The sequence below is a fragment of the Pseudomonas sp. 58(2021) genome, assembly GCF_017491585.1.
Taxonomy (GTDB): Bacteria; Pseudomonadota; Gammaproteobacteria; order Pseudomonadales; family Pseudomonadaceae; genus Aquipseudomonas; species Aquipseudomonas fluorescens_BT.
Genome location: NZ_JAFGYZ010000007.1, coordinates 161,026 through 171,957, shown reverse-complemented (window position 1 = coordinate 171,957; position 10,932 = coordinate 161,026). Strand labels below are relative to the sequence as shown.

Below are 10,932 nucleotides of genomic sequence, written 5' to 3'. Positions count from 1 at the left end.
TTAATGAATTTTGCTGCCCAGGGTCACCACGCCGTCTGCTTTTTCGCAGCCCAGCCAACTGGTCCACCCCAGGCGACAGTCGTTCTTCTCGCCAATGCGCAGTTCACGGATTTCTTCCGGGCGCAGCACCAGGCGAATGTCGTAATCGAGCGGGTCACGCAAGGTGAACCGCACCAGCGCGCAGAGCGGCTGGTAACCGAAACCGATGGGCAGGAATTCGTGGAATCGCTCCCAGTCGAGTTCGGTGATGTGAATGCGGAATTTGCCGCTGCGGTCGCGCACGCGTTCGCCCAGCACCAGGTCTTCACCCAGTACGCTGTTGGCGAAGCCGAGGCGGTTGCGCTGTTCTTCGAGGATTTCCACGCGGCGCTCGATGCACTGCTCGATGACCAGGTCTTCGTGCTTGAAGTAGTAACGCAGCACCGCTTCGATCAACGCCGCCGAGTGCGCGCGCAGGCTCAGCAGGCCGAGGTACGGCAGCAGGCGTTTCCAGTTCAGTTCCTTGGCTTTTCGGATCTCGTCGCCGCCGAGGCCGATCAGGGCGAACAGCTGCGACGAAAACGGGTCGACCGCGCCGCTCTGGAAGCTCGCGCGATAGCGGTACTTGCGCCAGATCGGCAGCATCAGCCGTTGCAGGCGATGGTGGAACAGGTCGAGGAAGTTGCGCGTCGGGTTGCCGTCTTCGCTGTCGCCCAGGGCTTGCTCGCCGTAGAACGCCGGCAGCGGCGAACCGGAACCGACCAGGCCGATCAGGTTGAACCGCAGGCGCGCGCGCATCTGCCCGTGCTCTTCGAAAAACTCCACGCGATCGACATCGCTGCGCGGAAATCCAAGGCTCGGGTTGGCCTGGAATTCCAGCTGGTCGTACAGGTCGTCTTCGCTCAGGTACGGGTGCGCATCGCGCAGCCGGTCGATCACCAGCAGCACGGCCTGAAACAGCGAGTACTCGCGTATTACCTTCGTCAGCCCGCTTAAAGCAGGGGCTGCAGGCCCATACGTGGTGTCCATTGGTACACCTCTCCCTGTGTGCTTTTTACCCGCAGCTCATGGAATGAATTGAGACTGGCGTAAAGCGCGAAAAACTCGTTGAGAACCGAGGCGAAGACGAACAGGTCGCCCTCACCGATATACCCTTCCGGGTCGATGGTCAGTTCGGTACGCAGACCGCGCACCGGCAGACCACGGTGCAACCGGTCCACGTGGTGATGCTTGATCAGTTTCAGACCGCCGAGCAGGCGTTTGCTGACCTTCTCCGCGTGCTGGTCGTAGTAGCGCGGCAGGTCGTAGGTTTCGAGAATCACCTTCAGTGCATTGACGTCGGCCAGCGACAGATAGTTAAGCGACATGTTGCTGATCAGCTTCCACAGGAAGTCACGGTTCAGCGGCGGCGCGAAACTGGAAGTGGCCGGGGTGATGTTGCGGAAACTCAGGAACTCCGGGGTCTCTTCACAGGCCATGCAGATCTGCCCGAGCTTGAGTTTGCGCGGCAGGTTCTGGTTGGTGCAGACCAGCTCGATCGACAGGGTTTCGTGGGCTTCGGTGTGGCGGATACCAAAGCTCAGGTAGGTGTCGAGGCCGTCGTGCAGCAGCGACGAACGCTGGCGGATGCTGTAATGCGGACGGCTGTTGGGCACGTCGAAACTCGGGTCGTGCTCGAAGGATTCGAACGGCACGTACTCCTGATAACCGAGGCCGCCGGGTTTCCAGCCGGTCACGGTTTCAACCGAGAACACGCCGCAGTTTTCCAGATCGTATTCAGCCGGCAGCAGCAGGTATTCGTCCTGTTTGCCGTCGAGGCGGATCGGCAGTGCGTCGTGCTTGAACAGGTTGACGATCGGCGTGCAGAACAGCTTCACGTTATCCAGGGTCGGACGCATGCGCATGATGCCGCTCTTGCGGATGTCGAAGCGCAATTCCAGGCCGCGCATCTGCTTGAGGGTGTCTTCCGGCAGCGCCTTGAGAATGTCGAGGCCGTGGACATCGACGAACAGGAACTTGTCCTGGAAGGCGAAGTATTCCTGCAGGTAGCGATAGCCGCGGAAGGTGTTCAGCGGATACGGGATCAACGCTTCTTCTTCGGCAAAGCCCACCGGCTTGACCCGGTCGCCCGGAATCTTGAACGCCATCGGCTTGCCGCTCACGCCATCGATGGGCTTGCCAGCGACGTCGAGCGGGATCAGTTCGATGCCGTCGAGGTTGCGCAGCAGGCTCAGGTAGAGCATCTGGCTGATGTAGCGCTCGCCGGCAAAGTGCAGGCGCAGTTTGCTCAGCTCCAGCTCGCCGAGGTGGCCATCGGCACTCATCTCCAGGCGCAGGCTGAGCAGCGAACCGTCGCCCTTCACCGAGTAGTTCAGCGCAGCCAGATCCAGGGCCATGACTTCAGTCGGGTAGCAGGTGCGGAAGCGGCAGCGCACGTCTTCGATCGGCACGCTCTCGATCGGCGTGTCACGCTCGACCTTCAGCGCCGGCCCGGAACGCTTGAGCGGATCGAACTGCAGAATGCTGAACGCCGGCAGCGGGCGCATGTAGTTCGGCCACAGCAGCTGCATCAGGGAATGGCTGAGCTCCGGCAACTCGTCATCGAGCTTCTGGCGCAGCCGCCCGGTCAGAAACGCAAAGCCTTCCAGCAACCGCTCCACATCCGGATCCCGCCCGGCCTGCCCCAGGAACGGCGCCAACGCCGGACTACGCTCGGCGAAACGGCGGCCCAGTTGGCGCAGTGCGGTGAGTTCGCTTTGGTAGTAGTGGTTAAAGGACACGGGTTACCTGCCTGGTAGTGTTACTCATCAAAAAAATATCCTGTAGAGCGCGACAGTCACGCCGGCACAGAAATAGCCGCCGATCAGGAGGTACGGCACGAGCAGGCAGCGTCATCGATGTATTCATGCGGGAGGCACCGATGAGTAGTAACCGCCGGCGATTTCGATTGTGACCAGCGAAACCAGAACCATGAACGTCAGTGCTCGATGCAACCATGACTGGCGCAGACGTTTGCTGATCGCCGTGACGATCAACATGAAACTCAAGATCGCGATGCCGCCGAACAGATTGCTGTCGGCGATGAACATCAGATACATGCGCATCTCGTCGGATACCGCGATCATGGGCAAAACACTCCATCCTTGAGAATCCAGCTGCGTTGCAGTCCATCGCGATCGCGTTTGGCACCGAGCAAGGCGTGGCGCATTTCATCTGCGCTGACAAGGCGCTCACGCTCCGGCCCTTTCATCGTGAGCGAATAGCGACCGCTGATCTGCTCTTCGACGTCTTCACCGTAGGACTTGTAGCTGGCAACACTGACTCGCTCGCCCGGTGCAACCAGACGCGGCGTGATCGGCGGCAACCAGTTGGTCGAATGCTGCGGTTGCACTTCAAGCGGTACACCACAGGTGTTGACGAGGTAAATGTCGTTTATATAAACCAGCTGCGTCGTGCAGCCCCCGAACAACAGGCCAACCGCCGACAGCGATGTCATGCAGGCGCTGAATTTCACTGAACACGCCCTCCCTTGCTCGTCGTGACCGGCACGTACGAATCAACGAAGAGGTATTCACCGTCGAAAGCGCTGACCCGATTCATCGTCAACGGTTTGCCATCGTGAGTGGCGAAGCGCACCCAGCCTTCCTTGACGAGACTGCCGCCCTCTGAGCGCACCTCAATGAAGTAGTCCGGTGGACTCGACCGGGTAATTTCGATGAAGTCGCCACCATCCTCGGCAACACGCCAAACCGCGTCGGGATGACCGGGCAATACCGGTTTTTTCGAGTGACTCCAGCTCAATTTGCTCGCGACCATCACGACCGCGATGATTGCCAATGCTCCGATCAGGCTCAGCAGGTGGTTGAGCCATTTCCATACGCGCGGCCAAGGCATCATGGCGTGCACCATGTACGCACATCGCGCTTGTCGAAGCCTGTGCACTGGTTGTTTTTGGCGATCAGGCGCATTCCGGCACCCACCAGTCTTCATAACCCTGCGTGCCTGGATACAGCACCGTCGCGCCTCTGAAATCCGGAGGCTCAACAAAAACTTCAGTCACCCGAAAATTCCATTCGGACGATTCCAGTAGCGTACCGTCAGCGGTGTACACGCGGAAAAAGTACTCACTGGCGAACAACTCGAACACACTCCCGAGCAATCCCAGCTTGTGATAGCCAGGCGCGTAAGTTACGAGATAGCACTCGCCCGAATCGCTCGAGTGCCGGGTGATGGGCTCTGCCGTTAAACCACCGAAAATCTTCAACCCAAGCAAAACAGTACAAATGCACACACCGACCAGCGCGGTCACCAACAGCATTCGCGATGTCGCTCGACGCGGATGAATCGTCAGCGGTTGCGCCCCAGTCTGCCGGCGCCAGCGGGTGTACACCGAATTTATGGCGCTGGTCAGCAGGATCGCGCCAACCGTCAAACCACCCGTAAGTGCGCAGTACGCCAAACCCCGGATGGGATACTGCGGCAGCAGGTAAAACAGGATCGTCAGCATCATGAAAATCACCAGGCCAAACGCAATGGCTTGGCGCTGAATGAAGACCAGAATCAGATTCAGGGAAACGAAAAAGTAGAAAATCAGGTACATCGCCATGCCAATGGCAACGCCACGCGAGGTCAGCCCACCGACCAGCTGTTTGTAGGCGGGCACGGCATAGCCATTCAGGACGATATAAATCACGCAGACCAGCGCATGCACGGCCAGCCCGATGACTCGACGGCTATTCATACGCCCCCCCGCGCCATTGCGCGTTCGGGTGTTCGCTCAGCACACGCTGCTGCGCTTTGGAGAAATCCATGTAGCTGACAATCACCCCGAGCGCCACGCAGGCGAGCGCGCCCATCACCATGAGGAGGCGCTGCAGCCACATCAGTGCGAGGCGGCCTGAGCGGGTCATGCGACCACCTCCTGCGAAGGACGGGCAGGCACATGGCAACGCGGACGCAGGTGTTCATTTCGGTTTCATGTTCCCAGAAAAAAACAGCGACAGTCTCCCCGCCGAACGACCCGCCACCGACGCCAAGGTCACACCCCTGAACTCATCATGTAATAAACCCCGATGGCAAACATCAGCGGAATAGCCATCACACACAGAAAATTCAGCACTTGATGAATCCTGTTGTTGCGAAACCTCGGAAACAGTCCCAGCAAACCAACAACAAAACAAACAAGGGCGAGATCGCCAAAATAGTTATCATCGATTAAATCAAGGAAATACCTTTCCATCTCGTTACTCCTTATTGAACTCGAGAAAATTCCAACGATAAAGTTCAAAGATGGAAAGATAATTTTCCTTCACGACTCCCGTACCTGGATTATGGTAGGTCCAGGATTCCCCACTCTTTTCAAAATACCCTTTTTGAACGGGAACACCTGCATACAGGATGCTCTGAGGGTCAGCCATATTCATCCCGAGGGCGGTCACAATCCAGGTGAATGGTCGAACGATGGGCAAAGCGGCGTTGCCCTGACGGATATCAATCCTGTCATCAGCTACTTCAAGGGCTAGCTGAATGTGGTGAGCGATGCCTTTATCTTTGTCTTTTGCCTGAGCCAGAATATCGCCTGACATCAGTTCTGCCGGAGACGCGACTACAACGGTGTTGACATCGACTTTCTGCATGTCGCGAGCGCCATAGCTCTTCATCACCATCTCAGCGAAACCATACTGATCGGAGGCGTAATCGGAATGCTGACCTGGATTGTAATTCTCCATATTCCGGTATGTTCTGACACCCGTTGTCAATTTAACGGGAAGTCCGTACTTCTGCGCAAACTCCGACAACACCCTGATCGCAAAATCCTCACAGGTGAATTCATTATTTTTCGTCTCTCCGGCCGAGTTCTTATATTGGGAACTCATTAGCCGCTCAACGATTGCAGGTACCTCTTTATGGTAGTTGGCGATGTATGTTTCATCCCAATGTTCAGTGGTTGCCCAAAAAACCTTGAGAACAACTTCCTTGCCTGCCTGTTCGGCTTTCGGAGTGAGCGCCACCGACCTCATGGTCAACATCGAAAGTACTTCAGCACTCACTTTTCGAGCTCCTTGACTGCCGGGTGAAAATCAAAACTTTCACCTTCTTTACCACCGACCAGTTGGCTTCTACCCATTGCATCGGTTCTACCCGTAATGACTTCGCCTTTGGCGTTTCGGATGCAGTAAGGGATACCTTGCAATGGATTGCCGTCCTGATCTTTCATCACTACGTGTTGTGTGTGAGAGAACAGCATCAGCGGCAATGGCGGCACAAACGGCACCGGCGAATGCGAGTTACCAATAATCACTGTGCCGGAACCCGCCGTAACCTTGTTCCCATGCGTACCTTCGGAATCGACGGTAGCAGCTGACTTGCCGTTGATTTTTACAGTTGTGGCCAAACCGCCGACCAGCGCACCACCACACGCGGAGGCATCGCCTTCGCGGGCCGCCGGCAGGCCGTCGAAGAACACGTCGCCGGAACCGGCGGCGATCGGGTTGGTGCCGTGGCCGGGGAGCGGGCAAGCGGTGGGGTCGGATACGCGTGCTGCAGGTTTGCCAGACATCGGGGTTCTCCTTAGGTGACCTTCACTTGACCGCTGCCATCCAGGCGCGCGGCAAAACTGACCTGACGCTTGAAACCCTCGACTTCCAGCAGGCCTTCGATGCTGAAGGCCAGGCGAAGCTGGTCGTGGTCACGCGGCAGGGAAATGACACGCACGTTGCTCAGGCGCGGTTCGTAGGCTTCGATGAAGCTTTCGATGGCCAGGCGGGCCTGACTCAGGGAGTCGTGCAGGCTCAGGCGCATGTCATTGAGATCGGGCAACCCGTAGTCGGACAGCGTTTGCACGCTGCCGGCCCGGGTGCTGAGCATTTTGGCCAGATGGGCAGCCACCGACGCCATGGCCGAAGCCTCGAGGCTCCTGCCCTTGCGTAGTTCCGCGTCGCCGTTGAGGCGTTCGAAAAGGCTGCCGTATCCGTCCATGAGTCGCTCTTACTCTTTGTCCAGCTTGCCAACCAGCGACAGGGTGAAATCGGCACCCATGTACTTGAAGTGCGGACGCACGTTCAGGCTGACGCGGTACCAGCCCGGCTCGCCTTCAACGTCGCTGACGATCACTTGCGCAGCGCGCAGCGGACGACGGCCACGCACTTCGGCGCTCGGGTTTTCCTGGTCGGCCACGTACTGGCGGATCCACTTGTTCAGTTCCAGCTCGAGGTCGGTGCGCTCTTTCCACGAACCGAGTTGCTCGCGCTGCAGCACTTTCAGGTAGTGAGCCAGGCGGTTGACGATCATCATGTACGGCAGTTGGGTGCCGAGCTTGTAGTTCAGCTCTGCCGCCTTGCCTTCTGCGCTGATGCCGAAGAACTTCGGCTTCTGCACCGAGCTTGCGGAGAAGAACGCCGCGTTGTCGGAGCCTTTGCGCATGGTGAGGGAGATGAAGCCTTCCTCGGCCAGTTCGTATTCACGACGGTCGGAAACCAGAACTTCCGTAGGAATCTTGGTTTCGATTTCGCCCATGCTTTCGAAGTGGTGCAGAGGCAGGTCTTCAACCGCGCCGCCGCTCTGTGGGCCGATGATGTTCGGGCACCAGCGGAATTTGGCGAAGCTGTCGGTCAGCTTGGTGCCGAACGCGTAAGCGGTGTTGCCCCACAGGTAGTGCTCGTGGCTGTTGGCAACGTTTTCCTTGTACACGAACGATTTGACCGGGTTTTCTTCCGGGTCGTACGGGTTACGCAGCAGGAAACGCGGAACGGTCAGGCCAACGTAACGGGAGTCTTCCGAAGTACGGAAGCTCTGCCATTTGGCGAATTGCGGGCCTTCGAAGTGATCTTTCAGATCCTTCAGGTCCGGCAGACCAGTGAAGCTTTCCAGACCGAAGAATTTCGGGCCGGCGGCGGCGATGAACGGCGCGTGGGACATGCAGGCTACGCTGGACACGTACTGCATCAGCTTCACGTCCGGCGAGCTTGGGGACATGTAGTAGTTGGCAATGATCGCGCCAACCGGCTGACCACCGAACTGGCCGTATTCAGCGGTGTAGATGTGCTTGTACAGGCCCGACTGCATCACTTCCGGCGAATCTTCGAAGTCATCCAGCAGGTCGTCCTTGGAGACGTTGAGGATTTCGATCTTGATGTTTTCGCGGAAGTTGGTGCGGTCGACCAGCAGTTGCAGGCCACGCCACGACGATTCCAGGGCCTGGAAGTCCGGGTGGTGCAGGATTTCGTCCATCTGGCGGCTGAGCTTGGCATCGATCTCGGCGATCATGCGGTCAACCATGGCTTTCTTGACCGGCTCACCGTTGTTCTGCGGCTTGAGCAGCTCTTCGATGAACGCCGACACACCGCGCTTGGCGATGTCGTAGGCTTCGTCGTCCGGCGTCAGGCGGGTTTCGGCGATGATGCTGTCGAGGATGCTGTATTCGCCGTTTTCGGCGGCGTTCTGTTGTGCTGCGCTAGTGCTCATTGTGTTGGCTTCCTTGGCTGCTGGAGTCTCAAGCGTCCGGGGCTGCGGCGTTCAGGCCCAGCTCACCGAGTACGCGACCGCGGGATTCATCGTCGGCGAGCACGCCTTCGATGGCTTTACGGAACGCAGGTGCGTTACCCAGCGGGCCTTTGAGGGCCACCAGCGCGTCGCGCAGTTCCATCAGTTTTTTCAGCTCAGGCACTTGCTCGACCAGGCTGGCCGGGTTGAAGTCCTTCATGGAGTTGACGCGCAGTTGCACGGCCAGCTCGTCGGCCTCGCCATCTTCCTGCAGACGGTTCGGCACGCTCAGCGTCAGACCCAGCTCTTGCTTGGCCAGCACTTCGTCGAAGGTCATCTTGTCGATGCTGATCGGCTTGCGATCCTCGATCTTGCGATCGTCCTTGCGGTGGGTGTAGTCACCGATTGCCAGCAGCTTCAGCGGCAGTTCAATCTCTTCCTGAGCACCGCCGGTGGCGGGTTTGAAGGTGACGTTGATGCGTTCCTTGGGGGCTACCGAGCCTTCTTTGGCCATGGCTTTTCTCCTTGCGGTTGTGGCCCTGGGGCCTATTCGAGTACCACTTCGAGGTCGAGGTGGCACAGCCTGCGATAAATCTCTTCCTTGCGTTCACGTACGGCATGGTTCTGCGGCAACAACTCGCAGCAACTGTGCAGCAGGTGCAGCACTTCCAATGCAAGATCGGGCTCCCAGGCGTGCAGGCCTGAGTCCTGTAATGTCTGATCGAGGGTTTCGAGCTGGTTCTTGGCCAGTTCGTATTTCTTGGCCAGGAAGCACAGCCGCGCGAGGGCGAACTGCCAGAAGAAGCGTTCGCGGCCGCCGTGCGCCGATTGCAGACCCTGCTTGAGGATCTGCACCGCGGGCTTGAGGCCTTCCTTGCGCAGGATCGGCTGGACTTCTTCGAGGGCCTTTTCCCAGGCTGGCTGGGTTTCGGCGTTTTCGGTTTCGACCTTGCGCGGCGCGCTGGCGCTTTGCAGGTGCGGCATGACGTTGGCGGCGATCCACGCCCGGGTGGACGGATCGGCGAACGGCGCGCCGTCATGGAAACGCAGCTCAATGATGCCGGGCAGGCGCTGAATCAAAAGCGCGAAGTGGATTTCCACTTCGCGCATGGCCAGCTCGGCGTTGAGGTTCTGGAGACATTCCCAGACCATCCTCTGGCCATCGAACCAGAATGGCGCCTTCGCCAGGCTCGCCTCCAGTTCCACCAGCAGGTCGGCGTATTTGCCCTGATCGAAACGGTCCTGATACTGCTTGAGCTTGTCGACCGGCAACCCACGCAACACAGTGATCTGCTCGACGTTGCGCTCGGGCACCGCGTCGATCGTCATCCACAGCAAGGTGCGGTTGAGGCGCAGGGCGCGCAGGTCAGTGGCTTTCTGCTTGAGCCACCAGGCGCACAACGGACGGGCGCTTTCCTGCTGGGCGCGCAGGGCCTTGTGGGCTTCTTTCTCGTTGTCGATCGGCGCGCCGGGGGCCAGCAACTGAGTCGCCGCCTGCTTGACCTGGGCCACCGCAGCCCCCACCACGCCGGGCGCCGGCTGGTTGTCGGCGGCGCGCTGGATCATGGTTTTCAGACGGCGGGAAAGCGGCAGCAACAACGGTGCATCATCGCCCAGATGCTCGGTGCAGGCCGCGTCGAGACCGGACAGGTGTTCGGACAACTGCCGGAACATCGGCAGCTGTTCCTTGATCGCGATGTTCTCGGTGATCACCTGCTCAAGACGCGGCACCAGCCAGCCGATGGCGGCGGCCCGGGTGCGGGGTTTGAGCGGGTGAATCTCGGCCCAGTTGTTTTCCGACAGATGGTGCAGAAAACCGAGGCCGGCCAGCAGGCCGGGGAAGGATTCGCGCTGGTACAGCGACCAGGTCAGCCAGGCGCCGACACGCAAATCCTTGGATTGGGTACGCAGGAGGTTTTCGCTGTTTTCGCGAATTTTCAGCCAGTCGATCTGCCCGCTTTCGTGCATCGACGAGGCTTTGGCCAGCTCGCTTTCCAGAGCCTCGAATTCGCTCGAGAAACGAACGTCTTCACCCGCAAAATTCTCTTTGGAAACAGAGACTTTAGCGAGTTCGAGGTAATGAGCAGAAAGTTTGCTTGAGTAGGACATCCATGGCCTTTATTTGGATTACGGTCGTGCGCCTATTGGAGTTGCAGCAGCGCGGGACAGTATCGAAGAGCAGTCGGAAGACTCATCCAATTGAGTGTGTGCTCTTTCAAGTGGGCGCATCGTAATCACTATGATGGCCACTAGCAAGCATCTGATTAAACAACAAGACGAACTGTTCATTGGGCGCTGTAGGAGATCGCCCTATATGTGTCAGGGGTTTCCCTGATTTCCGCTTATATCAAACGAGCCGTTCAAACCACGGCGTAACCGGCGTCCCAGAGCGGCTGCCCGAAACCCGCCGAAGCCTCCTTGAACGCACGTTCCAAAACACGAACGAAAGCATGACAACACTGGAAAGAAAAT

General features: G+C 58.5%; 14 protein-coding genes. All 14 read right to left on the bottom strand.

Annotated features, from left to right (window positions below; translation table 11 throughout):
- Nucleotides 1-1,008 carry a type VI secretion system baseplate subunit TssG gene (tssG, locus tag J5M72_RS10385; protein ID WP_039765146.1) on the bottom strand — a complete coding sequence of 336 codons (1,008 nt, stop codon included), beginning with the start codon at nt 1,006-1,008 and terminating at the stop codon, nt 1-3.
- On the bottom strand, nt 972-2,759 hold the full coding sequence (gene tssF, locus J5M72_RS10380; RefSeq protein WP_207865405.1) for a type VI secretion system baseplate subunit TssF: 1,788 nt from the start codon (nt 2,757-2,759) through the stop codon (nt 972-974). Before tssF ends, tssG begins: the two co-directional genes overlap by 37 nt.
- Before the next feature lie 123 nt (nt 2,760-2,882).
- Nucleotides 2,883-3,104: a hypothetical protein gene (locus J5M72_RS10375; RefSeq protein WP_096817211.1), complete on the bottom strand. Its 222-nt coding sequence runs from the start codon at nt 3,102-3,104 to the stop codon at nt 2,883-2,885.
- Nucleotides 3,101-3,493 carry a hypothetical protein gene (locus J5M72_RS10370; protein WP_207865404.1) on the bottom strand — a complete coding sequence of 131 codons (393 nt, stop codon included), beginning with the start codon at nt 3,491-3,493 and terminating at the stop codon, nt 3,101-3,103. The genes J5M72_RS10375 and J5M72_RS10370 overlap by 4 nt, the downstream gene beginning before the upstream one ends.
- Nucleotides 3,490-3,876: a hypothetical protein gene (locus J5M72_RS10365; protein WP_207865403.1), complete on the bottom strand. Its 387-nt coding sequence runs from the start codon at nt 3,874-3,876 to the stop codon at nt 3,490-3,492. Before J5M72_RS10365 ends, J5M72_RS10370 begins: the two co-directional genes overlap by 4 nt.
- 61 nt (nt 3,877-3,937) lie before the next feature.
- A complete protein-coding gene (locus tag J5M72_RS28915; RefSeq protein ID WP_243433268.1) occupies nt 3,938-4,720 on the bottom strand; it encodes a hypothetical protein in 783 nt (260 codons plus the stop codon).
- Nucleotides 4,713-4,889 carry a hypothetical protein gene (locus J5M72_RS10355; protein WP_207865402.1) on the bottom strand — a complete coding sequence of 59 codons (177 nt, stop codon included), beginning with the start codon at nt 4,887-4,889 and terminating at the stop codon, nt 4,713-4,715. Before J5M72_RS10355 ends, J5M72_RS28915 begins: the two co-directional genes overlap by 8 nt.
- Nucleotides 4,890-5,017: 128 nt before the next feature.
- Complete coding sequence (locus tag J5M72_RS10350; protein WP_207865401.1) at nt 5,018-5,218, bottom strand: hypothetical protein; 201 nt, start codon at nt 5,216-5,218, stop codon at nt 5,018-5,020.
- 4 nt (nt 5,219-5,222) lie between these two features.
- A complete protein-coding gene (locus J5M72_RS10345) occupies nt 5,223-6,029 on the bottom strand; it encodes a hypothetical protein (protein WP_207865400.1) in 807 nt (268 codons plus the stop codon).
- Entirely contained in the window at nt 6,026-6,538 is a 513-nt protein-coding gene (locus J5M72_RS10340) for a PAAR domain-containing protein (RefSeq protein WP_207865399.1), read from the bottom strand. Before J5M72_RS10340 ends, J5M72_RS10345 begins: the two co-directional genes overlap by 4 nt.
- Nucleotides 6,539-6,549: 11 nt before the next feature.
- The gene (gene tssE / locus J5M72_RS10335; protein WP_085708830.1) at nt 6,550-6,957 is read right to left on the bottom strand and encodes a type VI secretion system baseplate subunit TssE; all 408 of its coding nucleotides are present in this window, start codon (nt 6,955-6,957) and stop codon (nt 6,550-6,552) included.
- A gap of 9 nt (nt 6,958-6,966) precedes the next feature.
- On the bottom strand, nt 6,967-8,442 hold the full coding sequence (tssC, locus tag J5M72_RS10330; RefSeq protein ID WP_085731350.1) for a type VI secretion system contractile sheath large subunit: 1,476 nt from the start codon (nt 8,440-8,442) through the stop codon (nt 6,967-6,969).
- A 28-nt stretch (nt 8,443-8,470) separates the two neighbouring features.
- Nucleotides 8,471-8,974 carry a type VI secretion system contractile sheath small subunit gene (tssB, locus tag J5M72_RS10325; RefSeq protein WP_003229587.1) on the bottom strand — a complete coding sequence of 168 codons (504 nt, stop codon included), beginning with the start codon at nt 8,972-8,974 and terminating at the stop codon, nt 8,471-8,473.
- Nucleotides 8,975-9,006: 32 nt separating this feature from the next.
- A complete protein-coding gene (tssA, locus tag J5M72_RS10320) occupies nt 9,007-10,569 on the bottom strand; it encodes a type VI secretion system protein TssA (RefSeq protein ID WP_207865398.1) in 1,563 nt (520 codons plus the stop codon).
- Between the last annotated feature and the right edge of the window lie 363 nt (nt 10,570-10,932).